At 60.2% G+C, this 26091-nt stretch carries 28 protein-coding genes and 4 tRNA genes; 25 read left to right on the top strand and 7 right to left on the bottom strand.

Annotated features, from left to right (window positions below):
- Positions 1–153 precede the first annotated feature (153 nt).
- From rplU to JV201_RS25335, 5 genes are all read left to right on the top strand, one after another.
- Complete coding sequence (gene rplU / locus JV201_RS25355; RefSeq protein ID WP_003176051.1) at positions 154–468, top strand: 50S ribosomal protein L21; 315 nt, start codon at positions 154–156, stop codon at positions 466–468.
- Between the two features lie 34 nt (positions 469–502).
- Positions 503–778, top strand: coding sequence for a 50S ribosomal protein L27 (rpmA, locus tag JV201_RS25350; protein ID WP_003215862.1), 276 nt, complete (start codon positions 503–505; stop codon positions 776–778).
- Between the two features lie 193 nt (positions 779–971).
- Positions 972–2195 carry an Obg family GTPase CgtA gene (gene cgtA, locus JV201_RS25345; RefSeq protein ID WP_003215864.1) on the top strand — a complete coding sequence of 408 codons (1224 nt, stop codon included), beginning with the start codon at positions 972–974 and terminating at the stop codon, positions 2193–2195.
- 123 nt (positions 2196–2318) lie between these two features.
- A complete protein-coding gene (proB, locus tag JV201_RS25340) occupies positions 2319–3437 on the top strand; it encodes a glutamate 5-kinase (protein WP_003215866.1) in 1119 nt (372 codons plus the stop codon).
- Between the two features lie 18 nt (positions 3438–3455).
- Positions 3456–3920: a CreA family protein gene (locus JV201_RS25335; protein ID WP_008432835.1), complete on the top strand. Its 465-nt coding sequence runs from the start codon at positions 3456–3458 to the stop codon at positions 3918–3920.
- 100 nt (positions 3921–4020) lie between these two features.
- On the opposite strand, the gene rpsT is transcribed toward JV201_RS25335, so the two are convergent.
- Positions 4021–4299: a 30S ribosomal protein S20 gene (gene rpsT / locus JV201_RS25330; RefSeq protein WP_003215870.1), complete on the bottom strand. Its 279-nt coding sequence runs from the start codon at positions 4297–4299 to the stop codon at positions 4021–4023.
- A gap of 254 nt (positions 4300–4553) precedes the next feature.
- Between rpsT and murJ the strand changes: the two genes are divergently transcribed.
- The 6 genes from murJ (at position 4554) to ispH (ending at position 12005) form a co-directional block, all read left to right on the top strand.
- Entirely contained in the window at positions 4554–6092 is a 1539-nt protein-coding gene (gene murJ, locus JV201_RS25325; RefSeq protein ID WP_003215872.1) for a murein biosynthesis integral membrane protein MurJ, read from the top strand.
- Between the two features lie 118 nt (positions 6093–6210).
- Complete coding sequence (gene ribF, locus JV201_RS25320; protein WP_219406165.1) at positions 6211–7149, top strand: bifunctional riboflavin kinase/FAD synthetase; 939 nt, start codon at positions 6211–6213, stop codon at positions 7147–7149.
- Positions 7150–7162: 13 nt separating this feature from the next.
- Complete coding sequence (ileS, locus tag JV201_RS25315; RefSeq protein ID WP_087695246.1) at positions 7163–9994, top strand: isoleucine--tRNA ligase; 2832 nt, start codon at positions 7163–7165, stop codon at positions 9992–9994.
- A complete protein-coding gene (gene lspA / locus JV201_RS25310) occupies positions 9987–10496 on the top strand; it encodes a signal peptidase II (protein ID WP_003215877.1) in 510 nt (169 codons plus the stop codon). Before ileS ends, lspA begins: the two co-directional genes overlap by 8 nt.
- 7 nt (positions 10497–10503) lie before the next feature.
- Positions 10504–10941: an FKBP-type peptidyl-prolyl cis-trans isomerase gene (fkpB, locus tag JV201_RS25305; RefSeq protein WP_003215879.1), complete on the top strand. Its 438-nt coding sequence runs from the start codon at positions 10504–10506 to the stop codon at positions 10939–10941.
- Positions 10942–11057: 116 nt separating this feature from the next.
- Entirely contained in the window at positions 11058–12005 is a 948-nt protein-coding gene (ispH, locus tag JV201_RS25300; RefSeq protein WP_003215881.1) for a 4-hydroxy-3-methylbut-2-enyl diphosphate reductase, read from the top strand.
- On the opposite strand, the gene JV201_RS25295 is transcribed toward ispH, so the two are convergent.
- Positions 11959–12540, bottom strand: a complete 582-nt coding sequence (locus JV201_RS25295) for a GspH/FimT family pseudopilin (protein ID WP_102605973.1) — start codon at positions 12538–12540, stop codon at positions 11959–11961. The two genes, ispH and JV201_RS25295, sit on opposite strands and share 47 nt — an antisense overlap.
- Positions 12541–12757: 217 nt before the next feature.
- On the opposite strand from JV201_RS25295, the gene pilV reads away from it, so the two are divergent.
- From pilV to thiO, 5 genes are all read left to right on the top strand, one after another.
- A complete protein-coding gene (gene pilV, locus JV201_RS25290) occupies positions 12758–13234 on the top strand; it encodes a type IV pilus modification protein PilV (RefSeq protein WP_219406164.1) in 477 nt (158 codons plus the stop codon).
- Positions 13231–13938 (top strand): PilW family protein, encoded by a 708-nt coding sequence (locus JV201_RS25285; protein ID WP_134327338.1) that lies wholly within the window; start codon positions 13231–13233, stop codon positions 13936–13938. Before pilV ends, JV201_RS25285 begins: the two co-directional genes overlap by 4 nt.
- A gap of 7 nt (positions 13939–13945) precedes the next feature.
- Positions 13946–14473: a PilX N-terminal domain-containing pilus assembly protein gene (locus tag JV201_RS25280; protein WP_177049786.1), complete on the top strand. Its 528-nt coding sequence runs from the start codon at positions 13946–13948 to the stop codon at positions 14471–14473.
- A gap of 12 nt (positions 14474–14485) precedes the next feature.
- Entirely contained in the window at positions 14486–14887 is a 402-nt protein-coding gene (locus JV201_RS25275; protein WP_003215892.1) for a type IV pilin protein, read from the top strand.
- 62 nt (positions 14888–14949) lie between these two features.
- Positions 14950–16059, top strand: coding sequence for a glycine oxidase ThiO (gene thiO, locus JV201_RS25270; protein WP_003215894.1), 1110 nt, complete (start codon positions 14950–14952; stop codon positions 16057–16059).
- On the opposite strand, the gene JV201_RS25265 is transcribed toward thiO, so the two are convergent.
- Together JV201_RS25265 and JV201_RS25260 are read right to left on the bottom strand one after the other, a co-directional pair.
- Entirely contained in the window at positions 16046–16279 is a 234-nt protein-coding gene (locus tag JV201_RS25265) for a PP0621 family protein (RefSeq protein WP_026078011.1), read from the bottom strand. The two genes, thiO and JV201_RS25265, sit on opposite strands and share 14 nt — an antisense overlap.
- Positions 16280–16405: 126 nt before the next feature.
- Positions 16406–17431: an outer membrane protein assembly factor BamD gene (locus tag JV201_RS25260; RefSeq protein WP_102369923.1), complete on the bottom strand. Its 1026-nt coding sequence runs from the start codon at positions 17429–17431 to the stop codon at positions 16406–16408.
- Positions 17432–17580: 149 nt separating this feature from the next.
- On the opposite strand from JV201_RS25260, the gene rluD reads away from it, so the two are divergent.
- The 7 genes from rluD to JV201_RS25225 all read left to right on the top strand — a co-directional run bounded on the left by rluD (position 17581) and on the right by JV201_RS25225 (position 22696).
- Entirely contained in the window at positions 17581–18543 is a 963-nt protein-coding gene (rluD, locus tag JV201_RS25255; protein WP_003215899.1) for a 23S rRNA pseudouridine(1911/1915/1917) synthase RluD, read from the top strand.
- Positions 18540–19265: a peptidoglycan editing factor PgeF gene (gene pgeF, locus JV201_RS25250; RefSeq protein WP_008432852.1), complete on the top strand. Its 726-nt coding sequence runs from the start codon at positions 18540–18542 to the stop codon at positions 19263–19265. Before rluD ends, pgeF begins: the two co-directional genes overlap by 4 nt.
- Positions 19266–19416: 151 nt before the next feature.
- On the top strand, positions 19417–21981 hold the full coding sequence (gene clpB / locus JV201_RS25245) for an ATP-dependent chaperone ClpB (RefSeq protein ID WP_003215904.1): 2565 nt from the start codon (positions 19417–19419) through the stop codon (positions 21979–21981).
- A 300-nt stretch (positions 21982–22281) separates the two neighbouring features.
- Positions 22282–22357, top strand: a tRNA-Asn gene (locus JV201_RS25240).
- Positions 22358–22367: 10 nt separating this feature from the next.
- Positions 22368–22444: transfer RNA gene (locus JV201_RS25235), tRNA-Pro, on the top strand.
- A gap of 5 nt (positions 22445–22449) precedes the next feature.
- Positions 22450–22525 (top strand) — tRNA-Lys (locus JV201_RS25230).
- Between the two features lie 94 nt (positions 22526–22619).
- Positions 22620–22696 (top strand) — tRNA-Pro (locus JV201_RS25225).
- A gap of 192 nt (positions 22697–22888) precedes the next feature.
- Here the strand turns inward: JV201_RS25225 and JV201_RS25220 are convergent.
- From JV201_RS25220 to JV201_RS25210, 3 genes are all read right to left on the bottom strand, one after another.
- Entirely contained in the window at positions 22889–24187 is a 1299-nt protein-coding gene (locus JV201_RS25220; protein WP_003215906.1) for an NAD(P)/FAD-dependent oxidoreductase, read from the bottom strand.
- Between the two features lie 60 nt (positions 24188–24247).
- Entirely contained in the window at positions 24248–24421 is a 174-nt protein-coding gene (locus tag JV201_RS25215) for a DUF3094 family protein (RefSeq protein ID WP_010174986.1), read from the bottom strand.
- 89 nt (positions 24422–24510) lie between these two features.
- Entirely contained in the window at positions 24511–25140 is a 630-nt protein-coding gene (locus JV201_RS25210; protein ID WP_008437312.1) for a DUF1780 domain-containing protein, read from the bottom strand.
- 102 nt (positions 25141–25242) lie between these two features.
- Between JV201_RS25210 and JV201_RS25205 the strand changes: the two genes are divergently transcribed.
- Positions 25243–25710, top strand: coding sequence for an FAD/FMN-containing dehydrogenase (locus JV201_RS25205; protein WP_177008712.1), 468 nt, complete (start codon positions 25243–25245; stop codon positions 25708–25710).
- The coding region (locus tag JV201_RS30000) for an energy-coupling factor ABC transporter permease (protein ID WP_257903269.1) at positions 25707–26091 on the top strand (385 nt) is incomplete at its 3' end. The genes JV201_RS25205 and JV201_RS30000, both read left to right, overlap by 4 nt.

The raw sequence follows: 26091 nt of genomic DNA, 5'->3' as shown, positions 1-26091 counted from the left end.
ACCTCCATAGCTTGCGTACAATCGCGCACCCTGAACTTCCTGGGCAGCACCTGCCTTACGCAATTGCATTCGGGACGTCCATCCCATGCAGCCATGCCAGCCAATACCTCTTCTTATAAAGCGCTGGGTGAGCAGGATTATCGGAGAAATACCATGTCGTACGCAGTAATTGTTACTGGTGGCAAGCAATACAAGGTCGCCCCAGGTGAATACCTGAAGATCGAGAAGCTGGAAATCGCTACTGGCGAATCCGTTACTTTTGATCGCGTTCTGTTGGTCGCCAATGGCGATGACGTGAACATCGGCGCTCCAGTTGTTGCAGGCGCTACCGTTGTGGCTGAAGTGATCTCCCAAGGTCGTCACGATAAAGTCCGCATCATCAAGTTCCGTCGTCGTAAGCACCACATGAAGCGTATGGGCCACCGCCAGTGGTACACCGAGATCAAAATCACCGGTATTCAGGCTTAATTTCAGCCTAATTCCTCACTAGGAGAATTGACTCATGGCACACAAAAAAGCTGGTGGTAGTACCCGTAACGGTCGCGACTCAGAAGCCAAACGCCTTGGCGTGAAGATGTATGGCGGCCAGGTTATCATTCCGGGCAACATCATCGTGCGTCAGCGCGGCACCCAATTCCACGCCGGTTACGGTGTTGGCATGGGTAAAGATCACACTCTGTTCGCTAAAATCGACGGCGTGATCAAGTTTGAAGTAAAAGGCGCTTTCAACCGCCGTTACGTGAGCATTGTCCCGAAGACTGAAGTCGTCGCGGCATAATTACGTAGTTGCTGGAAAAGCCCTGTCTCGCGACGGGGCTTTTTCGTTTGTGGGGTGAGTCTCTTGCAAAGCTGTTTGTGATGGGCGAAAGCAGTGGATTTGCGGTCGTTGCTTGAGGTCGCTGCGCTCATTTTTGCAAGAGTCTTATGTCTTGGTTTCTTAAGCTCGTCCGTGCGACGAGAGGCGTTTTGTTATGAAGTTCGTTGATGAAGTTTCGATCCGAGTAAAAGCTGGCGACGGCGGTAACGGTTGCATGAGTTTCCGTCGGGAAAAATTCATCGAAAACGGTGGTCCTAACGGTGGTGATGGTGGTGATGGCGGCTCGGTCTACATGATCGCCGACGAAAACCTCAACACCCTGGTGGACTACCGTTACACCCGGCACTTTGATGCCGAGCGTGGCTCCAACGGCGGCAGCACTGACTGCACCGGTAAAAAAGGCGAAGAGTTGGTACTGCGGGTTCCGGTCGGCACCACCGTGATCGACTCCGCAACCCAGGAAGTCATTGGTGACCTGACCAAAGCCGGTCAGCGCCTGCTGGTGGCTCATGGCGGCTGGCACGGTCTGGGCAACACCCGTTTCAAGTCCAGTACCAACCGTGCGCCACGCCAGACCACGCCGGGCAAGCCAGGCGAGCAGCGTGACCTCAAGCTGGAAATGAAGGTACTGGCTGATGTGGGCCTGCTGGGCTTGCCGAACGCCGGCAAAAGTACGTTCATTCGCTCGGTGTCTGCTGCCAAGCCGAAAGTCGCCGATTACCCGTTCACTACCCTGGTGCCGAACCTGGGTGTGGTCAGCGTCGACCGCTGGAAAAGCTTCGTGGTTGCGGACATTCCGGGCCTGATCGAAGGCGCTTCCGACGGCGCAGGCCTGGGGATCCGTTTCCTCAAGCACTTGTCCCGCACCCGTTTGCTGCTGCACCTCGTCGACATGGCGCCGCTGGATGACACCAGTGCACCGGACGCTGCTGAAGTGATCGTCAGCGAGCTGACCAAGTTCAGCCCGTCCCTGGCTGAGCGTGATCGCTGGTTGGTGCTGAACAAGTGCGACCAGATCCTCGAGGAAGAGCACGAAGAGCGCGTCAAGGAGATCGTTGATCGCCTGGAATGGACCGGTCCGGTCTACGTGATCTCGGCCATTGCCAAAGAAGGCACTGAGCGCCTGACTCGCGACATCATGCGTTACCTCGAAGACCGTGCCGATCGCCTGGCCGCCGACCCTGTCTACAAGGCCGAGCTGGCTGAACTGGATCAGCGCATCGAAGACGAGGCTCGTGCCCAGTTGCAGGCGCTGGATGATCAGCGTGCCCTGCGTCGCAGTGGCGTCAAGTCGGTCCATGATATCGGTGACGATGATTGGGACGAGGAAGACGTGGATGATGAAGATGGTCCGGAAATCATTTACGTGCGCGACTGATTCGTTGCAGTAAACTTAAGCGCCGCTCAATCGAGCGGCGTTTTGGTATCTGGAAATCGGTAGTCACGAATAACGTTATGGGCGGCGCTGGGTCGCGCGGCCCTCTATCTAAGGTTGAAGATGATGCGGAGCAAGGTGACAGGTGCGCAGCGTTGGGTCGTTAAGATCGGTAGCGCGCTGCTGACGGCGGATGGCAAGGGGCTGGATCGTGCGGCCATGAGTGTCTGGGTGGACCAGATGGTGGCCTTGCATGAGGCCGGCGTCGAGTTGGTGTTGGTGTCGTCCGGGGCGGTTGCCGCCGGCATGAGCCGCCTCGGCTGGACCGCGCGACCCAGCGCGATGCATGAGCTGCAGGCTGCCGCCGCGATTGGTCAGATGGGCCTGGTACAGGCCTGGGAATCCAGCTTTGCCGAGCACGGGCGCCACACGGCGCAGATTCTGCTGACCCATGACGACTTGTCCGACCGCAAGCGCTACCTGAATGCCCGCAGCACCCTGCGTGCCCTGGTTGAACTCAAGGTGATCCCGGTGATCAACGAGAATGACACCGTGGTGACCGACGAGATTCGCTTCGGTGACAACGACACCCTGGCAGCGCTGGTGGCCAACCTGGTTGAGGCTGATTTGCTGGTGATCCTCACGGATCGTGACGGCATGTTCGACGCTGACCCGCGCAATAACCCTGAGGCCCAGCTGATTTATGAGGCGCGTGCCGATGATCCGGCGCTGGATGCGGTGGCTGGCAGTGTCGGCGGTGCCCTGGGGCGTGGCGGCATGCAGACCAAGCTGCGTGCGGCACGGCTGGCTGCGCGGTCTGGTGCGCATACCATCATCGTCGGTGGCCGGATTGAGCGGGTGCTGGATCGCCTCAAGGCGGGCGAGCGCATCGGTACGCTGCTGTCGCCTGAGCGTGGCATGCTGGCGGCGCGCAAGCAGTGGCTGGCGGGGCATCTTCAGACGCGCGGTACTCTGGTGTTGGATGCTGGTGCGGTTTCAGCGTTGTCCCAAGGCAACAAAAGCTTGCTGCCGGTGGGTGTAAAACTGGTCCAGGGCAGCTTCCGCCGTGGCGAAATGGTGGTGTGTGTGGCGCCGGATGGTCGTGAGATTGCCCGTGGCCTTGCCAACTACAGCGCCCTTGAGGCGCAGAAAATCATCGGGCAGTCGTCTGAGGCGATTGTCGGTCTGTTGGGTTACATGGCTGAGCCGGAGCTGGTTCACCGGGATAACCTGATTCTGGTTTAAGTAAAAAAGGAAGTCTCGATGCGCGTAATGAAGGGATTGCTCGGTTTGCTGCTGGCGATGCCGTTGCTGGCGTCAGCCGAAGAGATTGGCCAGGTGTCGACAGTGTTCAAGTTTGTCGGCCCCAATGACCGGATCGTGGTCGAGGCCTTTGATGACCCGAAGGTGGATGGCGTGACCTGCTACCTGTCTCGCGCCAAGACGGGCGGGGTAAAGGGTGGGTTGGGTCTGGCGGAGGATCGCGCCGAGGCGTCGATTGCCTGTCGCCAGGTGGGCGCGATTCGCTTCAAGGGCGAGCTGAAGGATGGGGATGAGGTGTTCAAGGAGCGCACGTCGTTGGTGTTCAAGACCATGCAGGTGGTGCGTTTCCTCGACAAGAAGCGCAATACCCTGGTGTATCTGGTCTACAGTGACCGCTTGATCGAAGGCAGCCCGCAGAATGCGGTGACGGCGATTCCGATCTTGCCGTGGCCCACAGCGCAATAAATCTGAAGTAGAGCCGGCATGCCGGCTCTTTTTTTGGCTTTCCCAAATCGCAGGCAATAAAAAACCGACCCTGGGGTCGGTTTTTTAACAAGCTTATCGCTTAGGCTGCAGCAGCAAGGTTCAGAGCCTTGATGTGGCCATTCAGACGACCTTTATGGCGAGCAGCTTTGTTCTTGTGGATGATGCCTTTATCGGCCATACGGTCGATAACTGGCACGGCCAGAACGTAAGCAGCTTGAGCTTTTTCAGCGTCTTTTGCGTCAATGGCTTTAACTACATTCTTGATGTAGGTACGAACCATGGAACGCAGGCTGGCGTTGTGGCTGCGACGCTTCTCAGCCTGTTTTGCACGTTTTTTGGCGGAAGGTGTGTTGGCCACCGTCGAGCTCCTCGAAAGACTTTTTAGGAAATAGCAAACAAAATAGGCCGCGAATCATGCCGATGAGTTGAAGTCTTGTCAAGGGCGTGTGATGCGAACTGCTGAGTGGTCGATCTTAAGAGGCGGGTGATTTATTTCCGGCGCTTGACCTGTAAACTCGCGAGCTTTGGCTCTGTGCTTGTTGCAGGCGCGGAGTATCGCATATGTGGGCCGTTTGTTCGCCTGCTCTTTATCTATAGGCAAAAACTCTTTCAATGAATCTGCTCAAATCGTTGGCCGCTGTCAGCTCTATCACTATGATTTCCCGGGTTCTGGGGTTTGTGCGTGACACGTTGCTGGCGCGTATTTTTGGCGCCAGCATGGCCACGGATGCCTTCTTCATTGCCTTTAAACTGCCCAACCTGCTGCGGCGGATCTTCGCCGAGGGGGCTTTTTCCCAGGCATTCGTGCCGATTCTGGCGGAGTACAAGGCCCAGCAAGGCGAGGAGGCGACCCGCACCTTTATTGCCTATGTTTCGGGTTTGCTGACGTTGGTGCTGACGCTGGTGACGATCGCCGGGATGCTCGCCGCGCCCTGGGTGATCTGGGCCACGGCCCCCGGTTTTGCCAATACACCGGAAAAATTCGCCCTGACCACTGATCTGTTGCGGGTGACCTTTCCTTATATATTGCTGATTTCCCTGTCGTCCCTGGCCGGGGCGATCCTCAATACCTGGAACCGTTTCTCGGTGCCGGCCTTCGTGCCGACCCTGCTTAACGTCAGCATGATTATTTTTGCGCTGTTCCTGACACCGTATTTCGATCCGCCTGTGATGGCCCTCGGCTGGGCGGTCCTGGCTGGTGGCCTGGCACAACTGCTGTACCAGCTGCCGCACCTGAAGAAAATCGGCATGCTCGTGCTGCCGCGTTTGAATCTCAAGGACACCGGCGTCTGGCGGGTGATGCGCAACATGCTGCCGGCCATCCTCGGGGTTTCCGTCAGCCAGATTTCCCTGATCATCAACACCGCCTTCGCCTCGCTGCTGGTCTCGGGTTCGGTGTCGTGGATGTACTACGCCGACCGTCTGATGGAATTGCCGTCCGGCGTGCTCGGCGTGGCACTCGGCACCATCCTGCTGCCAACGCTGTCGCGCACCTATGCCAGCAAAGACCGCCACGAATATTCGCGGATTCTCGACTGGGGCCTGCGCCTGTGCTTCGTGCTGGTGCTGCCGTGTGCCGTGGCCCTGGGGTTGCTCGCCGAGCCACTGACGGTCGCGCTGTTCCAGTACGGCCAGTTCACTGCGTTTGACGCCTCGATGACCCAGCGTGCGCTGATCGCCTATTCCGTCGGCCTGCTGGGCATTATCGTGATCAAGGTGCTGGCCCCCGGCTTTTATGCTCAACAAAACATCCGTACCCCGGTAAAGATCGCGATCTTCACCCTGGTGGTTACCCAACTGCTCAACCTGGCGTTCATCGGTCCGCTGAAGCATGCCGGGCTGGCGCTGGCGATCAGTGTGGGGGCCTGCATCAACGCCGGGCTGCTGTTTTATCAGCTGCGTAAACAGAAAATGTTCCAGCCTCAGGCGGGCTGGGGCTTGTTTGCGCTCAAGTTGGTGGTGGCAGTGGGGACGATGGCAGCGGTACTGCTGGGCCTGATGCACTTCATGCCGGCCTGGGAGCAGGGCCATATGCTCGAGCGCTTCATGCGCCTGGGAGCGTTGGTGGCGGCTGGTGTGCTGGTGTACTTCGGCATGTTGCTGCTGATGGGCTTCCGCTTGCGGGATTTCAATCGCAAGTCGCTGAGCTAGAGACTTTTCGTCGATAAGACGGTTGTTTTATCGATTCGCGCAAATGGCCTGCGCTGTTGCCTGTCGTCCGGGGCCGGGTGTGGTTATAATCGACCACTTTATGAGCAAGAAGCGCGTTATGCAGCTGGTTCGAGGTCTCCACAACCTGCGCCCCCAGCATCGGGGCTGCGTCGCCACTATTGGCAACTTTGACGGTGTTCACCGTGGCCACCAGGCTATCCTGGCCCGCCTGCGTGAGCGTGCGGTTGAGTTGGGCGTGCCCAGCTGCGTGGTGATTTTTGAACCACAGCCGCGAGAATTCTTTACCCCGCAGACGGCGCCGGCGCGTCTGGCCCGCCTGCGGGACAAGCTGCAACTGCTGGCTGAAGAAGGTGTGGACCGCGTCCTCTGCCTGGCTTTCAACCAGCGCTTGCGCAGCCTCAGCGCCGCCGAGTTCGTCGACCGTATCCTGGTGGACGGCCTCGGCGTGCAGCATCTGGAGGTCGGCGACGACTTCCGTTTCGGTTGCGACCGGGTAGGGGATTTCGATTTCCTGCAGCAGGCCGGCGTCACCCAGGGTTTTACCGTCGAAGCCGCGCAAACCGTCGAACTGGACGGCCTGCGCGTGAGCAGTACCCAGGTGCGTAACGCCCTGGCCGCTGCCGACTTCGCCTCGGCCGAGCGTTTGCTCGGTCGCCCGTTCCGGATTGCCGGGCGGGTGCTGCACGGCCAGAAGCTGGCGCGCCAACTGGGCACGCCAACCGCCAACGTGCAGCTCAAGCGCCGTCGTGTGCCACTGACCGGGGTTTACCTGGTGAGTGTCGACATCGACGGCCAATCGTGGCCCGGAGTCGCCAACATAGGCGTCAGGCCCACGGTTGCAGGTGATGGCAAAGCCCACCTGGAAGTTCACCTTTTGGATTTTGCCGGTGATTTGTATGACCGGCGTTTGACGGTGGCTTTCCACCAAAAGCTGCGTGAAGAGCAGCGTTTCGCCTCCCTGGAGGCGTTGAAAACGGCGATCAATGCGGATGTCGCCGCCGCCCGTGCACTAGCCGCACCTAGCGCCCATCGCTAATGAAGAGCCTTAAATGACCGACTATAAAGCCACGCTAAACCTTCCGGACACCGCCTTCCCAATGAAGGCCGGCCTGCCACAGCGCGAACCGCAGATCCTGCAGCGCTGGGACAGTATTGGCCTGTACGGAAAGTTGCGCGAGATTGGCAAGGATCGTCCGAAATTCGTCCTGCACGACGGCCCTCCTTATGCCAACGGCACGATTCACATCGGTCATGCGCTGAACAAGATTCTCAAGGACATGATCATCCGCTCGAAAACCCTTTCGGGTTTCGACGCGCCTTATGTCCCGGGCTGGGACTGCCACGGCCTGCCGATTGAACACAAGGTCGAAGTGACCTACGGCAAGAACCTGGGCGCGGATAAAACCCGCGAACTGTGCCGTGCCTACGCCACCGAGCAGATCGAAGGGCAGAAGTCCGAATTCATCCGCCTGGGGGTGTTGGGCGACTGGGCCAACCCGTACAAGACCATGAACTTCAAGAACGAGGCCGGTGAAATCCGCGCCTTGGCCGAAATCGTCAAGGGCGGTTTCGTGTTCAAGGGCCTCAAGCCCGTGAACTGGTGCTTTGATTGCGGCTCGGCCCTGGCTGAAGCCGAAGTCGAGTACGAAGACAAGAAGTCCTCGACCATCGACGTGGCCTTCCCGATCGCCGACGAAGCCAAACTGGCGCAAGCCTTCGGTCTGGCGAGCCTGGCCAAGCCAGCCTCCATCGTGATCTGGACCACCACCCCGTGGACCATCCCGGCCAACCAGGCGCTGAACGTGCACCCGGAATTCACCTACGCCCTGGTGGACGTCGGTGACAAACTGCTGGTGCTGGCTGAAGAGCTGGTGGAGGCGTGCCTGGCCCGCTATAACCTGCAAGGCTCGGTGATCGCGACCACTACCGGGTCCGCGCTGGAACTGATCAACTTCCGTCACCCGTTCTACGACCGCCTGTCGCCAATCTACCTGGCCGAGTACGTTGAGCTGGGCGCCGGCACCGGCGTGGTTCACTGTTCGCCTGCCTATGGCGTTGACGACTTCGTGATCTGCAAGCAGTACGGCCTGGTCAACGACGACATCATCAATCCCGTGCAAAGCAACGGCGTGTACGTGCCGTCCCTGGAATTCTTCGGTGGCCAGTTCATCTTCAAGGCCAACCCGGCGATCGTCGACAAGCTGGCGGAAGTCGGTGCGCTGCTGCACACCGAAACCATCACCCACAGCTATATGCACTGCTGGCGTCACAAGACCCCGCTGATCTACCGCGCCACTGCGCAGTGGTTTATCGGCATGGACAAGGAGCCTACCCGCGGCGAAACCCTGCGCAAGCGTGCGATCAAGGCGATCGAAGACACCAAGTTCGTTCCGGCCTGGGGCCAGGCGCGCCTGCACTCGATGATCGCCAACCGTCCGGACTGGTGCATCTCCCGCCAGCGCAACTGGGGCGTGCCGATTCCGTTCTTCCTGAACAAGGAAAGCGGCGAGTTGCACCCACGTACCGTCGAGCTGATGGAAGAGGTTGCCCAGCGCGTTGAACAAGAGGGCATCGAAGCCTGGTTCAAGCTGGACGCCGCCGAGTTGCTGGGCGACGAAGCGCCGCTGTACGACAAGATCAGCGACACCCTCGACGTCTGGTTCGACTCGGGTACCACCCACTGGCACGTACTGCGCGGCTCGCACCCGATGGGCCACGAGACCGGCCCGCGTGCCGACCTGTACCTGGAAGGTTCGGACCAACACCGTGGCTGGTTCCACTCCTCGTTGCTGACCGGTTGCGCGATCGACGATCACGCCCCGTACCGCGAGCTGCTGACCCACGGTTTCACCGTCGACGAGAACGGTCGCAAGATGTCCAAGTCCTTGGGCAACGTGATCGCGCCGCAAAAGGTCAACGACACCCTGGGCGCCGACATCATGCGCCTGTGGGTTGCCTCTACCGATTACTCGGGCGAGATGGCCGTTTCCGAGCAGATCCTGCAGCGCAGCGCCGATGCCTACCGCCGGATCCGTAATACCGCACGCTTCATGCTGTCGAACCTGACCGGTTTCAACCCGGCCACCGACATCCTGCCGGCCGAGGAAATGCTCGCCCTGGACCGTTGGGCCGTGGACCGTACCCTGTTGCTGCAGCGCGAGCTGCAAGAGCACTACGGCGAATACCGCTTCTGGAACGTCTACTCGAAGATCCACAACTTCTGCGTGCAGGAGCTGGGTGGTTTCTACCTCGACATCATCAAGGACCGCCAGTACACCACCGGCGCCAACAGCAAGGCCCGCCGTTCGGCGCAGACCGCGCTGTACCACATCTCTGAAGCGCTGGTGCGCTGGATCGCCCCGATCCTGGCATTCACCGCCGACGAACTGTGGGAATACCTGCCGGGCGAGCGGAACGAGTCCGTGATGCTCAACACCTGGTACGAAGGCCTGACCGAATTGCCGGCCGACTTCGAGCTGGGCCGCGAGTACTGGGAAGGCGTAATGGCCGTCAAGGTTGCCGTGAACAAGGAGCTGGAAGTGCAGCGCGCGGCGAAGGCCGTTGGCGGCAACCTGCAGGCCGAAGTCACGCTGTTTGCCGAAGAAGGCCTGACTGCCGACCTGGCCAAGCTGAGCAACGAACTGCGCTTCGTCCTGATCACCTCGACCGCCAGCCTGGCGCCGTTTGCCCAGGCGCCTGCAGACGCAGTCGCGACCGAAGTCCCGGGTCTCAAGCTCAAGGTGGTCAAGTCGTCCTTCGCCAAGTGCGCCCGTTGCTGGCACTGCCGTGAAGATGTCGGCGTGAACCCCGAGCATCCGGAAATCTGCGGTCGCTGTGTCGACAACATCTCTGGCGCTGGCGAGGTTCGTCACTATGCCTGAAGCCAGTCGTTTTGGACGCCTGGGCTTGCTCGTGTTGAGCGTGCTGGTGCTGGTCATTGACCAGCTCAGCAAGGCTCACTTCGAAGGCGCCCTGGAGATGTACCAGCAGATCGTGGTGATTCCCGACTACTTCAGCTGGACCCTGGCCTACAACACCGGCGCTGCGTTCAGCTTCCTGGCTGACAGCTCCGGCTGGCAGCGCTGGCTGTTTGCCCTGATCGCCGTGGTGGTCAGTGCCGTGCTGGTAGTCTGGCTCAAGCGCCTGGGGCGTAACGACACCTGGCTGGCCGTTGCGTTGGCGCTGGTGCTGGGTGGCGCATTGGGCAACCTGTACGACCGCATTGCCCTGGGCCATGTGATCGACTTTATTCTGGTGCATTGGCAGAACCGCTGGTACTTCCCGGCGTTCAACTTTGCCGACAGCGCCATCACCGTCGGTGCAATCATGCTGGCGTTGGATATGTTCAAAAGCAAGAAAACCGGAGAGACCGTTCATGACTGAACAGGTATTGGCTGAGCAACGCATTGGCCAGAACACGGAAGTCACCTTGCATTTCGCATTGCGCCTGGAGAATGGCGACACGGTCGACAGCACGTTCGACAAGGCCCCGGCGACCTTCAAGGTCGGCGACGGCAACCTGCTGCCGGGTTTCGAAGCGGCACTGTTCGGTTTCAAGGCCGGCGACAAGCGCAACCTGCAGATCCTGCCGGAAAACGCCTTTGGCCAGCCCAACCCGCAAAACGTGCAGATCATCCCGCGTTCGCAGTTCCAGGACATGGAGCTGTCGGAAGGCTTGCTGGTGATCTTCAACGATGCGGCGAATACCGAGCTGCCGGGTGTGGTGAAAGCCTTTGATGACGCGCAAGTGACCATCGACTTCAACCACCCGTTGGCCGGGAAAACCTTGACCTTTGATGTTGAAATCATCGACGTTAAAGCGCTGTAACTAACGAAATCGGCCTACTGCAGGGGCGAGCTTGTTGGGGCTGCTTCGCAGCCCAGCGGGAGCAAGCGCCCTCGCCACACAAGCTCGATCCTACAGGGCAAGACACGAGGCACAGCATGCAAATCAAACTCGCCAACCCCCGTGGCTTCTGCGCCGGCGTGGACCGGGCGATTGAAATCGTCAACCGCGCCCTGGAAGTTTTCGGGCCGCCGATTTACGTGCGCCATGAAGTCGTCCACAACAAGTTTGTGGTCGAAGACCTGCGCAGCCGCGGGGCCATCTTCGTTGAAGAACTGGACCAGGTGCCGGACGACGTTATCGTCATCTTCAGCGCTCACGGCGTTTCCCAGGCGGTACGCACCGAAGCAGCAGGCCGTGGCCTGAAAGTGTTCGACGCCACCTGCCCGCTGGTGACCAAGGTGCACATCGAGGTCGCGCGCTACAGCCGTGATGGTCGTGAATGCATCCTGATCGGCCACGCCGGTCACCCGGAAGTCGAAGGCACCATGGGCCAGTACGATGGCAGCAATGGTGGTGCGATCTACCTGGTGGAAGACGAAAAAGACGTCGCTGCATTGCAGGTGCACAACCCTGAAAAGCTGGCTTTCGTTACCCAGACCACCTTGTCCATGGACGACACCAGCCGCGTCATCGATGCCTTGCGCTCGCGCTTCCCGGCCATCGGCGGTCCACGCAAGGATGACATCTGCTACGCCACCCAGAACCGCCAGGATGCGGTCAAGCAATTGGCCGACGAATGCGATGTTGTGCTGGTGGTGGGGAGCCCCAACAGCTCCAACTCCAACCGCCTGCGCGAACTGGCCGAGCGCATGGCCACCCCGGCCTACCTGATCGATGGTGCCGAAGACATGCAGCGCAGCTGGTTCGACGGTGTCGAACGCATTGGCATCACTGCCGGGGCGTCGGCCCCGGAAGTCCTGGTGCGTGGCGTTATTCAGCAACTGCAGGCCTGGGGCGCCACGGGCGCTGATGAACTGGCTGGCCGTGAAGAGAACATCACTTTCTCCATGCCCAAGGAGCTGCGGGTTCGTTCGCTGCTCTGAGGCCCAGAGTGCCGGCATAGCCCCGGCACAAAGCCTGCTCGGTCTTGTTACTGCGCAGGCTGATACGCCCGCTGGCGGCCAGCACTATTTGATACAGGCTCAGTTGCTGGTCCGTCGCACACACGTGGACGGTGCCGGCGCTGAATGCCCCTGCTGACAGCAGCGGTTCGCCCAGGCTGCTGAAGCGTATCTGGGTTCTCACCGGCGTATTCCCCACAATCGGTATCTGCCCACTGTCCTGGCGCTCCAGCAGCACCGGGTTTTTGTCGTCCAGATGGCCGCGACCGTTCAGGTCCAGTATCACCCTCCAACCCCGGCTCCAGTCATCGTCCAATGCATGGATAACCACCGTGCGATTGCGTGCGATGGCTTCTGTACGGGCATAACGCAGTCCGCCGGCAAGGGATTCGGCGGCGCTCTGGCGACGTTGCGATTCAAGCAGCCCCTTGAGACTCGGCACTGCCAGATTGGCCAGGATGCCGCTCAGGAACAGGCCCAGAACCAGCTCAATCAGCGAGAAACCTCGTTGTTTCATGTGCCGTCCCTCCGTGGACGCGGTGTGCTTTTCAGTCGGTGCCGGATGGCAGACATAGTTATAGCGCCCAGTCCGGCGGGTCGAATGGTGGCCATTCTGTCCAAAGTATTTCGCTTTGTTCCGGGGGGCAGCGCTCAGGCAATACCGGCGCTAGTCTTGCGTCGCACAGCAGGTTTGCGCTGCTTTCTGATGACCTTCGACATGGATGGCGATGGTAATGAACGCTTTCCCCGTAACGCCCCACCCGCAACTGACCCAGGCCGGAATGACCCTGATCGAGGTTCTGGTATCTGTGCTGATCCTCGCTGTCGGCCTGCTAGGGGCGGCAGTCATTCAGCTCAATGCATTGAAATACACCGACAGTTCCAGGATGACCAGTCAGGCCAGTTTCATTGCCTACGACATGCTCGACCGGATCCGCGCCAATTCGGGTGCTGATTACGCCTGGGGCCAGGGTGAACGCGCGCCCTCCAGCACCTCGGTCGCGAGTGTGCGTGATCTGGACCTGCACGACTTTGAAGCGAATATCGTCGGGTTTGCCGGGGAAAGCGCCAAGGGGTCGGTTGCGGTCAATCAGCGAGAGGTGACCATCAGCATCAGTTGGGACGACTCCCGTGGAGCGAAGGCTCAAGGCACCCGGGAAACATTCACCCTGACCAGCCGGGTTGCAGTCGACCCGAGGGTGTTGCCATGAGAGGTCCAGTGTGCGGTTTCAGCCTGGTAGAGATGCTGCTGGCATTGGCCCTCGGCCTGATGTTGATCCTGGGGGTGACCCAGATTGCACTCAGCTCCCGAACCACTTATGCCAGCCAGAGTGCGGCTTCGCTGTTGCAGGATGATGCACGGTTCGCCCTTGGCAAGCTGATACAGGAAATACGCCAGGCGGGCATGTTTGGCTGCTTGTCCGCTGCATCAATCAGCAACGCTCCCGCAGGTTTTGATCGTCCCATTGGATGGAGTACCACCGGCAGTTCCCGGTCCCTGACGCTGGTGACCGCCGACGTCGGGGAGGGTGGCAGCAAGCCGGACTGGACGGTGCTTTCCGATTGCACCGGCTCTGCCCACGCCTATGTTGGAAGCCCGCCGGCAGCGACGCCCGGGCAAATCCACTTCCCACTGCGCAAGCTGACCTACACCTTTGAGGGCGGGCAGCTGAAGTTCAGCACGCTGGCGGCCCCGAGCAAAGCGGTGCTGGTGGATAACGTGGGGGCATTCGATATCAGTTTCGGCGTGGCCGAGAAGCCAGGCTCAACGGTTGTCAGCCGATATGACCCCAACCCCGGCGATGAGTCGCTCATCCGCAGCGTGCGGATTCTGCTGACACTTCAGGATCCAAATGGGTTGGTGAAAGACCAGGCCTACAGCGTGGTCGCGGCACTACGTAATCGCCTGGAGTAGCGTGCCCATGGGTTATTACCTCTCCCGTTCGAGGCAGGCAGGCATGGTTTTGCTGATCAGCCTGGTATTCCTGCTGCTGTTGGCACTCCTCGGAGTGTCTTCGATGCAGGGAGCAATCTCGCAAGAAAAAATTACCGGCAGCCTTCGGCAGCGCAACCAGTCGTTTCAGCAGGCCGAAAGCGGCCTCAGGCTTGGCGAGTCTTTGGTGCAGGCGTCAAGTTTCGCCCTGCGCCCTTGCCACTCGACGGCTGCGTGCGCGCCACCTGCCGAATCGGTTTCGGTAGTGGGGCCGGGGACGAATCCCGTATCGACTGTGACCTGGATAGGGATGAAAGATGGCGTCTACGGTATTCAAAACCTGGGGCCGGGAACGGGTTTGGCTCAGCTCCCGGCAGAGGCCCAGGCCACGGTCTATCGCGTGACATCAGTGGGCGTCAGTGGGCACTCACGCTCCGTCCTGGAGTCTGTGTATGCCCGTGTGGGCAGCGGGCCCGGCGAGCGTTTTCGACGAATCATGTGGCGACAACTTCAATAGGTGAGCAGCACGATGGGCAAGGATTGCACAGGCTTCACCCTGATCGAATTACTGATCGCCGTGGCGATCGTCGGACTCCTGGCGGGCGTCGCCTATCCCGGGTATCTCAGCCATATGAAAAAGGTCTATCGCGCGGAAATTGCCGGGTTGCTGAGTGAGCAGGCACAGTACCTTGAGCGCTATTACGCGAGGAACGGCACTTTTATTGATGCAACTGGCGTCATCGCCGGCAATGATCGCTATAGAATCACCCCTGCATTGAACCCTCAGGATTTCGTTCTGCTTGCCACGCCGGCAATTGACTCGGTGATGGCGGGCGATCCCTGTGCCGCCTTCAGCCTGAGCAGTACCGGTGCGCGAAGCAACCCGGGAGCCGCGCCTGATATGACGCGCAAGGCGTGCTGGGGGCAATGATGAGGAAGCTGGACGATTGGGCGCCGGGCGTGCCTTTTTCTTTTTATCGGCTGGATCGAACAATGGCTAAGCAACAGCAAGTAGTGGTTGTGGGTGGTGGGGTAATCGGGTTGTTGACGGCGTTCAACCTGGCGACCCAAGGGCAAGCGGTTGTGTTGCTGGATCGTTCGGCGGTCGGTCAGGAGTCTTCCTGGGCCGGCGGCGGCATTGTCTCCCCGCTCTACCCGTGGCGCTACAGCCCGGCCGTGACGGCCCTGGCGCACTGGTCCCAGGATTTTTACCCGCAACTGGCAGAGCGTCTGTTCGCGGCTACTGGCATTGACCCGGAAGTTCACACCACCGGCCTGTATTGGCTGGACCTGGATGATGAAACCGAGGCGCTTGCCTGGGCAGCCCGCGAAGGGCGCCCGCTGAGCAAGGTGGATGTTTCAGCTGCCCATGACGCTGTGCCGGTGCTGGGTGCCGGGTTTTCCCAGGCGATCTATATGGCGGATGTGGCCAATGTGCGTAATCCGCGGTTGGTCAAATCCCTCAAGGCGGCCTTGTTGGCCCTGCCGGGCGTGACCATTCACGAGCAGTGTGCGGTTGATGGGTTTATTCAGCAGGGCGGCAAGGTTGTTGGGGTGAATACGGCGCTCGGGCCGATCCATGGCGATCAGGTAGTGCTGGCCGCCGGCGCCTGGAGCGGTGAGCTGCTGGGCCGCCTGGGGCTGGAGTTGCCCGTGGAGCCGGTCAAGGGTCAGATGATTTTGTACAAGTGTGCGTCGGACTTCTTGTCGTGCATGGTCCTGGCCAAGGGGCGTTATGCGATTCCCCGGCGAGACGGACACATTCTGATCGGTAGCACGCTGGAGCACGAAGGGTTCGACAAGACGCCCACCGACTCTGCACTGGAAAGCCTGAAAGCCTCTGCCGTCGAGTTGATTCCGGCCCTGGCCGATGCCGAAGTGGTGGGGCATTGGGCCGGCTTGCGGCCTGGCTCGCCGGAGGGCATTCCGTATATTGGCAAGGTGCCAGGTTTCGACGGGCTGTGGCTCAACTGCGGGCACTACCGCAACGGCCTGGTGCTGGCGCCGGCGTCCTGCCAGTTGTTTGCCGATTTGTTGCTGGGACATGAGCCGATCATTGATCCGGCCCCGTATGCGCCGGCAGGCCGAATCAACGCTGGATAGATTTCGGCCCTTGCTCCAGATGCGCCTGGGTGCAATACCATTCCTGGCGCAGGCTCAAGGCTCGATCCTGTGGCAGGTGAAGGCCACAGTGGGCGCAACGAACCATCTGGATCGGGCCCTGTTCGCTGGGCCGCTGCTGTTTGGCGGCCGGACTTTTGAATTTGCGCCAAAACCATACCGCGGCAGCAATAACGGCGATCCAGAACAGTAGACGAACCATGGTGGGCAGCTTCTCGACAAGGAATCCCGCAGTTTAGCCAAGGACGTGATGGGCGCACAGCGCAATTATGCAGCGCAATAAAAAAGGGAGCTCCGAAGAGCTCCCTTTTTGCATCGCGGCGAACAATCAGTCAAAGATACCGAAAGTCATGTAGCTGAACCACGAGCGATCTTCGTTATTGCCCAGGGCTTGAGGCCCTTGCTCTTCGATGATGTCGCCGTTTTCGTCACGCGGCTTGAGGTCCGATGGAATCGAATCCTTGGCGTCCTGGTATTGCTTGATGATGTCCTGGTTGGCGCGGGTTTCGCCCGGCGGCAGCGGTGGACGGGACTCGATCAGGCCCAGGGTGTACTTGCTCAACCACGAACGGTTGTCGGCTTCGGCAACCTGCGGTACGAACTGGCCGTCCTTCAGGCTTGGGTGGTCCGGGTAGTTGAGCTTCAGGGTTTCCAGGCTGGTGGCCGCCAGGGCGTCCAGGTGCAGGCGCTGGTAAGCCTCGGTCATCACGGCCAGGCCGTCACCCACCGATGGGGTTTCCTGGAAGTTTTCCACTACGTAACGGCCACGGTTGGCGGCAGCGACATACGCCTGGCGGGTCAGGTAGTAGTCGGCTACGTGGATCTCGTAGGAAGCCAGCAGGTTGCGCAGGTAGATCATGCGCTGCTTGGCGTCCGGCGCGTAGCGGCTGTTGGGGTAGCGGCTGGTGAGCTGGGCGAACTCGTTGTAGGAGTCGCGGGCAGCGCCCGGGTCACGCTTGGTCATGTCCAGCGGCAGGAAGCGCGCCAGCAGGCCAACGTCCTGGTCAAACGAGGTCAGGCCCTTGAGGTAGTAGGCGTAGTCCACGTTCGGATGCTGCGGGTGCAGGCGGATAAAACGCTCGGCGGCGGACTTGGCAGCTTCCGGCTCGGCGTTCTTGTAGTTGGCGTAGATCAGCTCGAGCTGGGCCTGGTCGGCGTAACGCCCGAACGGATACCGCGACTCCAGTGCCTTCAGTTTTGCCGTGGCGCTGGTGTAGCTGTGGTTGTTCAGGTCGGTCTGAGCTTGTTGGTACAGCTCGACCTCGCTCAGGTTTTCGTCGACGACTTCCTTTGTTGACGAGCAAGCAGCAGTCATGGCGAGGATGGCGATCAGCAGCAGGTGTTTCACTTGCATGGCGGCTTGCGTCCCTATGACGGCCGCTGTCTTGGGCGGGGCCGTCCTGTTATGATGAGCGCCCCTTGGAAAGCCTCGGGGCAAAAGACGCCGTATTTAACCACAAGCGCGCAGCCGAAACCAAAGGCTGTGCCACGCCTAGTCTGAGCATGTCCGATAAAATTGAACTTCGCGCAGAGGTGCCGTCCGAATTGGGCGGCCAACGCCTCGATCAAGTCGCCGCACAATTATTCGCTGAGCACTCGCGCTCGCGCCTTTCCGCCTGGATCAAAGACGGCCGCCTGACTGTGGATGGAGCGGTTATCCGCCCGCGAGACATAGTCCATGGTGGTGCGATTCTTGAGCTGACTGCCGAGCAGGAAGCCCAGGGAGAATGGATCGCCCAGGACATTGAACTGGACATCGTCTATGAAGACGACGACATCCTGGTGATCAACAAACCTGCCGGCCTGGTGGTTCACCCGGCCGCCGGGCACGCTGATGGCACGCTGCTCAATGCCTTGTTGCACCACGTGCCGGACATCATCAATGTCCCGCGCTGCGGCATCGTGCACCGCCTGGACAAGGACACCACCGGCCTCATGGTGGTAGCCAAGACCATTCAGGCGCAGACGCAGCTGGTCACACAACTGCAGAGCCGCAGCGTCAGCCGGATCTACGAATGCATCGTGATCGGCGTGGTAACCGCCGGTGGCAAAATCAATGCCCCGATCGGCCGCCACGGCCAGCAGCGCCAGCGCATGGCGGTGATGGAAGGCGGCAAGCAAGCCGTCAGCCACTACCGCGTGCTTGAGCGTTTCCGCTCCCACACTCACGTGCGGGTAAAGCTGGAAACCGGTCGTACCCACCAGATTCGGGTGCACATGGCGCACATCAACTTCCCGTTGGTCGGAGATCCGGCCTACGGTGGCCGCTTCCGCATTCCGCCGGCGGCCAGTGCAACCATGGTTGATTCGCTGAAAACCTTCCCGCGCCAGGCGCTGCATGCACGCTTCCTGGAGCTGGATCATCCGACGAGCGGTAAACGGATGAGCTGGGAATCGCCACTCCCAGACGATTTTGTCTGGTTGTTGTCGCTGCTCAAGCAGGATCGCGAGGCGTTTATCGGATGAGTGACTGGCTGATTCCTGACTGGCCCGCGCCGGCCGGGGTGAAAGCCTGCGTTACCACCCGTGCGGGCGGCGTCAGCGTGGCGCCGTTCGACAGCCTAAATCTCGGCGATCATGTCGAGGACAGCCTCGATGCCGTGCTCGAAAATCGCCGTCGTCTCTGCGCTGCCTTCAATATCCAGCCCGCCTGGTTGCGCCAGGTTCACGGTGTGGTTGTCGTTGAGGCGGATCCCGGCCGGACTGCCGAAGCCGATGGCAGTTGGACCAGCACTCCGGGCATCGCCTGCACTTCGATGACGGCTGATTGCCTGCCTGCCTTGTTTTGCAATCGCGCCGGTACCCGCGTCGCGGCAGCCCATGCCGGCTGGCGTGGCCTGGCCGCTGGCGTATTGGAAGCGACCGTTGAAAGCCTGGATACCGAGCCTGCCGACGTACTGGTGTGGCTGGGGCCGGCCATCGGTCCGCAAGCCTTTGAAGTCGGCCCGGAAGTGCGTGAAGCCTTTATGCAGCAACTTCCGGAAACGATTGAGGCGTTCGTGCCCAGTCAGAACCCGGGCAAGTTCATGGCCGACATTTATCAGCTGGCCCGCCTGCGGCTTGCCGCCCGCGGCGTCACTGCCGTGTACGGTGGCGGCTTGTGCACCGTGACGGATCCCCGCTTCTATTCCTACCGTCGCAGCCCGCGCACCGGTCGGTTTGCCTCCCTTGTCTGGCTTGAACGCTAGACTCCTTTGACTTGGGTCAATCCTGACGCAAGTCAGCGGTCGCCCGCTTGAATCTTCCAGAATCCACCCCATCTATAAGGGTATCTGGCAGGTTTCTTCATTCAGGATGTGTTTGTTCATAGCTCCGGCCTGCTCAAAAGGAAGGTGACTAATGCGTATTGATCGTTTAACCAGCAAATTGCAGTTGGCTTTATCTGACGCCCAATCTCTGGCGGTTGGCCTGGATCATCCGGCCATCGAGCCTGCGCACTTGATGCAAGCGCTCCTGGAGCAGCAAGGCGGTTCCATCAAACCCTTGCTGATGCAGGTGGGCTTCGACGTCAACAGCCTGCGCAAGGAGTTGAGCAAAGAGCTCGACCAACTGCCGAAAATCCAAAACCCGACTGGCGACGTGAACATGTCCCAGGATCTGGCGCGTCTGCTTAACCAGGCGGATCGACTGGCGCAGCAAAAGGGTGACCAGTTCATCTCCAGTGAAGTGGTGCTGCTCGCCGCGATGGACGACAACAGCAAACTCGGCAAATTGTTGCTGGGCCAGGGCGTGAGCAAAAAAGCCCTGGAAAACGCCATCAACAACCTGCGCGGCGGCGAGGCGGTAAATGACCCTAACCACGAGGAGTCCCGCCAGGCGCTGGACAAATACACCGTCGACCTGACCAAGCGCGCCGAAGAAGGCAAGCTTGACCCGGTGATCGGTCGTGACGACGAAATTCGTCGCACCATCCAGGTCCTGCAGCGTCGCACCAAGAACAACCCGGTGCTGATCGGTGAACCTGGCGTGGGTAAAACCGCGATTGCCGAAGGCCTGGCCCAGCGCATCATCAATGGTGAAGTGCCGGACGGCCTTAAAGGCAAGCGCCTGCTGTCCCTGGACATGGGGTCGCTGATTGCCGGCGCCAAGTTCCGTGGCGAGTTCGAAGAGCGCCTCAAATCCCTGCTGAACGAACTGTCGAAGCAGGAAGGGCAGATCATTCTGTTTATCGACGAACTGCACACCATGGTCGGCGCCGGTAAAGGTGAAGGCTCGATGGACGCGGGCAACATGCTCAAGCCGGCACTGGCGCGGGGCGAGTTGCATTGCGTGGGTGCGACCACGCTGAACGAATACCGTCAGTACATCGAGAAGGACGCGGCCCTTGAGCGTCGCTTCCAGAAAGTATTGGTGGAAGAACCGAGCGAAGAAGACACCATCGCGATCCTGCGTGGCTTGAAAGAGCGGTATGAGGTCCACCATAAAGTCGCGATCACCGACGGTGCGATCATCGCGGCGGCGAAACTGAGCCATCGCTACATCACTGATCGGCAGTTGCCGGACAAGGCCATCGACTTGATCGACGAAGCGGCCAGCCGCATTCGGATGGAGATCGATTCGAAGCCCGAAGTGCTGGACCGTCTGGATCGGCGCCTGATTCAGCTGAAAGTTGAATCCCAGGCCCTGAAGAAAGAAGAAGACGAGCCGGCGAAGAAACGCCTGGAAAAACTCCAGGAAGAAATTGTTCGCCTGGAACGCGAGTATTCGGACCTCGAAGAAATCTGGACCTCGGAAAAAGCCGAAGTGCAGGGTTCTGCGCAGATCCAGCAAAAGATCGAGCAGTCCCGTCAGGAACTGGAAGCAGCCCGCCGTAAAGGCGACCTGAACCGCATGGCCGAGTTGCAGTACGGGGTGATACCGGACCTGGAGCGTAGCCTGCAGATGGTCGACCAGCACGGCAAGCCTGAGAACCAGCTGCTGCGCAGTAAGGTGACCGAGGAAGAAATCGCCGAAGTCGTCTCGAAGTGGACCGGTATCCCGGTGTCGAAAATGCTCGAAGGCGAGCGCGACAAGCTGCTGAAGATGGAAAGCCTGTTGCACCAGCGCGTCATCGGCCAGGAAGAGGCGGTGGTCGCGGTGTCCAACGCGGTGCGGCGTTCGCGGGCCGGGTTGTCCGATCCGAACCGTCCGAGCGGCTCGTTCATGTTCCTCGGCCCGACCGGCGTGGGCAAGACCGAGTTGTGCAAGGCCCTGGCTGAATTCCTCTTCGATACCGAAGAGGCGATGGTGCGGATCGATATGTCCGAGTTCATGGAGAAACATTCCGTGGCTCGCCTGATCGGGGCGCCACCAGGCTATGTAGGGTACGAGGAAGGCGGTTACCTGACTGAAGCGGTACGGCGCAAGCCTTACTCGGTGATCCTCCTGGACGAGGTCGAGAAGGCCCACCCGGATGTGTTCAACGTGTTGCTGCAAGTGCTGGAAGATGGCCGCCTGACGGACAGTCACGGGCGCACCGTGGACTTCCGCAATACGGTGATCGTGATGACCTCCAACCTGGGCTCGGTACAGATTCAGGAGCTGGTGGGTGATCGTGAGGCCCAGCGTGCAGCGGTAATGGACGCGCTGACCAGCCACTTCCGGCCGGAGTTCATCAACCGGGTCGATGAAGTGGTGATCTTCGAGCCTCTGGCGCGGGATCAGATCGCGGGCATTACCGAGATCCAGTTGGGCCGCCTGCGCAGCCGTCTGGCGGAGCGCGAGTTGTCCCTGGTGCTGAGCCGCGAGGCGTTGGACAAGCTGATCGCGGTTGGTTACGACCCGGTTTATGGCGCACGGCCGTTGAAACGTGCGATCCAGCGCTGGATCGAGAACCCGTTGGCGCAGCTGATCCTGTCGGGCAGCTTTATGCCGGGCACCAGCGTCGAGGCGACGGTGGAGAACGACGAAATCGTCTTCCACTAAGCCCAAGCGGTACTGCTATAAGAAGAGGCCCCGCATTGCGGGGCCTTTTTTTTCGATAGGGCGTTGAACTGTAAGGCAAAGGCTTGTAAAGTGCGCCCCGCAGCAACGTCAGCCCAACGGTTTCTTCTCCCCAAGGAGAAATCAGAAAGAAGCGCAAATCATTGTCTTAAAAGCAATTTAAAGGGTTGACAGGGGTTTTTAAGATTGTAGAATAGCGCGCCTCAGAGACACTAACGTAGCGATACGGAAGCGTCGAAGAGAAGGTAACATGCAACAACGTAACACTTTGAAATACGTAGTTCCGTGATAGCTCAGTCGGTAGAGCAAATGACTGTTAATCATTGGGTCCCAGGTTCGAGTCCTGGTCACGGAGCCAATTTCAAAACCGGGGTATAGCGCAGTCCGGTAGCGCGCCTGCTTTGGGAGCAGGATGTCAGGAGTTCGAATCCCCTTACCCCGACCATATTTGGGTCGTTAGCTCAGTTGGTAGAGCAGTTGGCTTTTAACCAATTGGTCGTAGGTTCGAATCCCACACGACCCACCATTTTTGAGACCAGTTAACGCTGGAATCGAATCTTAAGATCAGAGGCCAAAAGCGCTGATCGAAGAAGGCGACTGAGAGGTCGCCTTTTTTTTACCGGGGTATAGCGCAGTCCGGTAGCGCGCCTGCTTTGGGAGCAGGATGTCAGGAGTTCGAATCCCCTTACCCCGACCATATTAAAAATCCTCGTATCGAAAGATACGGGGATTTTTTTTGTGCGCGGAATCCTGTCCGCACCACAAAACAAATGTGGGAGCGGGCTTGCTCGCGAAAGCGGTGTGTCAGTCAGTGCATCTGGCACTGAACCACCGCTTTCGCGAGCAAGCCCGCTCCCACACTCACCGAGTCCTATCCCGGAACGTGCTGTCAGTGCAGTTTCAGGCGCGGCTCGGTCCCTCGCCCGATCTTGCTCCCCAGCATCAGCATCGCCGTGCGGAAGAAGCCATACAGCGCCATCTGGTGCATGCGATACAGCGACACATAGAACATCCGCGCCAGCCAGCCTTCCAGCATCACGCTGCCCGTCAGGTTGCCCATCAAGTTACCCACCGCCGAGAAGCGCGACAGCGAGATCAGCGAGCCGTAGTCGGTGTACTTGTACGACGGCAGGTCCTTGCCCTCGATTCGCAGTTTCAGCGACTTGGCCAGCAACGATGCCTGCTGGTGAGCTGCCTGGGCCCGTGGCGGCACATTGCGATCGGTGCCGGGTTGCGGGCAAGCGGCGCAATCACCGAAGGCGAAGATATTTTCGTCGCGAGTGGTTTGCAGGGTCGGCAGCACCTGCAGTTGGTTGATACGGTTGGTTTCCAGGCCGTCGATGTCCTTGAGGAAACCCGGCGCGCGAATCCCGGCGGCCCAGACCTTGAGGCTGGCCGGGATTACCTGGCCGCTGCTGGTGATCAGGGCGTCGGCCGTCACTTCACTGACGGCGGAGTTGGTCAGGACGGTCACCCCGAGTTTCTCCAGGGTTTTATGCACAGGCCCGCCGATCCGCTCCGGCAGGGCAGGCAACACCCGTGGGCCGGCTTCGATCAGGGTGATGTGCATGTTTTCCGGCTTGATCTTGTCCAGGCCATAGGCGGCCAGTTCATGTGCGGCGTTATGCAGCTCGGCGGCCAGCTCGACGCCGGTGGCACCGGCGCCGACGATGGCGACGCTGATCTGCTCTACCACGTCCGTCTGCCCGGCATGGGCGCGCAGATAGTGATTGAGCAATTGCTGGTGGAAACGCTCAGCCTGCTTGCGGGTGTCGAGGAACAGGCAGTGTTGCGCCGCGCCTTCGGTGCCGAAGTCATTGGTGGTGCTGCCGACGGCGATCACCAGGCTGTCGTAGCCCAGCACGCGCGCGGGCACCAGTTCCCGGCCTTCTTCGTCGAGGGTGGCGGCCAGCTGGATTTTTTTCTGCTCGCGATCAAGCCCGCTCATGCGCCCCAGCTGGAACTCGAAGTGGTTCCATTTTGCTTGGGCAACATAATTGAGTTCGTCTTCCGAAGAGTTCAGCGAGCCGGCCGCCACCTCGTGGAGCAAGGGTTTCCAGATGTGGGTGAGGTTGGCATCCACCAGGGTGACGCTGGCGATGCCGCGCTTGCCCAGAGTCTTACCCAGGCGGGTAGCCAACTCCAGGCCGCCGGCGCCGCCGCCGACGATAATAATACGATGGGTCATGGGGATATCTCGCAAGGCTAAAGGAAATCGGTGCAGTTACCCGAGCGAGCGCCAGGCAGCTCATAGCGTCAGGTAACTCAAAAGGCGGCTCAGCAAACCCAGGCCGATCACTGCAACCAGCACCACGGCAAGGAGCAGCCAGGGCCGGAAAGGCTTGCGCTCGACTTGGTTCTGGGACAGTTGCAGGTACTCTTCGACATGCTGTTGGTCGTCGGGGTTCAGGCGGCTGGTCATAAAGGCCTCGTCAGGTAGACGTTGCTGAAGGGCGCCACGTTACAGTCGGGTGATTGGCGGCATTGCCTGAAGCATAGTCGCCAACCCGATCACAGGCTGATGCCCACATCGAACACTATGCTGCGCCCCAGATTGTTGCGCAAGAAGTCCGGTGCGTCCGGGTGCGCGAACAGTACGCGGGCGAAGGTCGGCCCCACGAGGGACAGCGAGCGCCAGCCCTGGCGCAGGTACTCGGTGGGAGGAGGGAAGTGACTGTTGAGGTCCAGTACTTCGCGCTTGAGGCTGGCGAAGGCGATGAGGTCCAGCTCCCCCAGGTCCATCCCGCGCTCTTTATAGTTGTGGGCCTTCTTGCGCAGGGTGGGCGCCAGGCGCAACAGGAATTCGTGGGCGGGAATGCGCCGGGGCTTTGCTTCTCGCCGAACCAGTTGGCTCAGGGAAAACGCGCTGCGCCGCCGCAGCAGTTCGTCGCGCCATTCATCGTTCAGGCGCCGGCCTTCATCGAGTACGAAAAACACTTCGAAACTGGCGTCGCGAAACAGCACGTCCGGCGGTTCTTGCCCGGCGGCGTGGAATTCTTCGGCGCGGTAGGGCACGTTCAAGCCTTGCAACAGGCGCTGGCAGACCCAACGCTCACGCTCCCATTTGCGGGCATTGGACAGGAACGCGTTGGCTTGTTCGGCCGCTACGGTGAGCAGGCGCAAATAATCTGAGTCATCCATGTCACCAGCTTAGCGTCCAAATGATGACCGCAGGAAGTCCTGCGTCAAAAGGTCGGTGTAGACTGGCCACTCGACAGTTTCCCGTGGCATGAGGAGTATGCAGTGAAGGGTTTTGTGGTGCTGTTCTTGAGTCTTTTGCCCGTGTGGGCCCACGCCGTCGAAGTGGGTGAGCGCGTTGCACCCTGGACGTTGCTTGATCAGTTCGACCAGGCCTACACCCTGGATGACCAGGCGCAAACCTTGCTCGTAGCGCGCAGCATGGACGCCGCCAAGATCGTCGATGCGGCGCTGCAAGGCCAGCCCAAGGGTTACCTGGAGGCTCGGCATGCGGTGTTTCTCGCCGATATCCAGCGCATGCCCCGGCTGATCGCGAAGATGTTCGCGGTGCCGGCGATGCAGGCCTACAACTATCGCGTCATGCTCGACCGCGATGCCCGTGTAAGCCCGCGCTATCCCGCACCTGTGGATAAAGTGCTGTGGCTGCAACTGGATCACGGAACGCTGGTGGCGCAGCACGAATACGATTCCGCCGCTGAACTGCGCGAGGCCCTGGAGCAGGTGCAGCCGTGATCAGCGCAGCGGTGTTGGCGCCGGAAACCCTCAGCATCGGCTGGCTGCTGTATGCGCCGGTGGTGATGTGGGCGCTCCTGCGTTCGCCGTGGGTCGAGCTGTTTGCCGACCGCCGACGCCAGCACTTGCTGTTCGGCACCGTATTCGCACTGTTCATGTTGTGGTTGGTGCGCCGGGATTTCGACACCGGGGTGTCCTACCACTTCATCGGCATGACCGCCGTGACCTTGTTGCTCGATTGGCCCCTGGCGATCGTCGGAGGCTTTGCCGCGCAAATCGGCCTGGTGTTGCTCGGCCGCCAGGACCTGGCCGCCGTGGGGATCAACGGCATGCTGCTGATCCTGTTGCCGGTGCTGGTCACCGAAGGATGTGCGCTGCTGG

Source organism: Pseudomonas sp. Colony2, assembly GCF_019382755.1.
In the GTDB taxonomy this organism is placed as follows: domain Bacteria; phylum Pseudomonadota; class Gammaproteobacteria; order Pseudomonadales; family Pseudomonadaceae; genus Aquipseudomonas.
The sequence above is the reverse complement of the archived record's forward strand: the minus strand, read 5'-3'. Positions and strand labels throughout refer to the sequence as shown.

Bases quoted from the DNA above. Each gene is read 5' to 3' on its own strand.
- rplU (WP_003176051.1), top strand. From the start codon at position 154: ATGTCGTACGCAGTAATTGTTACTGGTGGCAAGCAATACAAGGTCGCC.
- rpmA (WP_003215862.1), top strand. From the start codon at position 503: ATGGCACACAAAAAAGCTGGTGGTAGTACCCGTAACGGTCGCGACTCA.
- cgtA (WP_003215864.1), top strand. From the start codon at position 972: ATGAAGTTCGTTGATGAAGTTTCGATCCGAGTAAAAGCTGGCGACGGC.
- proB (WP_003215866.1), top strand. From the start codon at position 2,319: ATGCGGAGCAAGGTGACAGGTGCGCAGCGTTGGGTCGTTAAGATCGGT.
- JV201_RS25335 (WP_008432835.1), top strand. From the start codon at position 3,456: ATGCGCGTAATGAAGGGATTGCTCGGTTTGCTGCTGGCGATGCCGTTG.
- murJ (WP_003215872.1), top strand. From the start codon at position 4,554: ATGAATCTGCTCAAATCGTTGGCCGCTGTCAGCTCTATCACTATGATT.
- ribF (WP_219406165.1), top strand. From the start codon at position 6,211: ATGCAGCTGGTTCGAGGTCTCCACAACCTGCGCCCCCAGCATCGGGGC.
- ileS (WP_087695246.1), top strand. From the start codon at position 7,163: ATGACCGACTATAAAGCCACGCTAAACCTTCCGGACACCGCCTTCCCA.
- lspA (WP_003215877.1), top strand. From the start codon at position 9,987: ATGCCTGAAGCCAGTCGTTTTGGACGCCTGGGCTTGCTCGTGTTGAGC.
- ispH (WP_003215881.1), top strand. From the start codon at position 11,058: ATGCAAATCAAACTCGCCAACCCCCGTGGCTTCTGCGCCGGCGTGGAC.
- JV201_RS25295 (WP_102605973.1), bottom strand. From the start codon at position 12,540: ATGAAACAACGAGGTTTCTCGCTGATTGAGCTGGTTCTGGGCCTGTTC.
- pilV (WP_219406164.1), top strand. From the start codon at position 12,758: ATGAACGCTTTCCCCGTAACGCCCCACCCGCAACTGACCCAGGCCGGA.
- JV201_RS25285 (WP_134327338.1), top strand. From the start codon at position 13,231: ATGAGAGGTCCAGTGTGCGGTTTCAGCCTGGTAGAGATGCTGCTGGCA.
- JV201_RS25280 (WP_177049786.1), top strand. From the start codon at position 13,946: ATGGGTTATTACCTCTCCCGTTCGAGGCAGGCAGGCATGGTTTTGCTG.
- JV201_RS25275 (WP_003215892.1), top strand. From the start codon at position 14,486: ATGGGCAAGGATTGCACAGGCTTCACCCTGATCGAATTACTGATCGCC.
- thiO (WP_003215894.1), top strand. From the start codon at position 14,950: ATGGCTAAGCAACAGCAAGTAGTGGTTGTGGGTGGTGGGGTAATCGGG.
- JV201_RS25265 (WP_026078011.1), bottom strand. From the start codon at position 16,279: ATGGTTCGTCTACTGTTCTGGATCGCCGTTATTGCTGCCGCGGTATGG.
- JV201_RS25260 (WP_102369923.1), bottom strand. From the start codon at position 17,431: ATGCAAGTGAAACACCTGCTGCTGATCGCCATCCTCGCCATGACTGCT.
- rluD (WP_003215899.1), top strand. From the start codon at position 17,581: ATGTCCGATAAAATTGAACTTCGCGCAGAGGTGCCGTCCGAATTGGGC.
- pgeF (WP_008432852.1), top strand. From the start codon at position 18,540: ATGAGTGACTGGCTGATTCCTGACTGGCCCGCGCCGGCCGGGGTGAAA.
- clpB (WP_003215904.1), top strand. From the start codon at position 19,417: ATGCGTATTGATCGTTTAACCAGCAAATTGCAGTTGGCTTTATCTGAC.
- JV201_RS25220 (WP_003215906.1), bottom strand. From the start codon at position 24,187: ATGACCCATCGTATTATTATCGTCGGCGGCGGCGCCGGCGGCCTGGAG.
- JV201_RS25215 (WP_010174986.1), bottom strand. From the start codon at position 24,421: ATGACCAGCCGCCTGAACCCCGACGACCAACAGCATGTCGAAGAGTAC.
- JV201_RS25210 (WP_008437312.1), bottom strand. From the start codon at position 25,140: ATGGATGACTCAGATTATTTGCGCCTGCTCACCGTAGCGGCCGAACAA.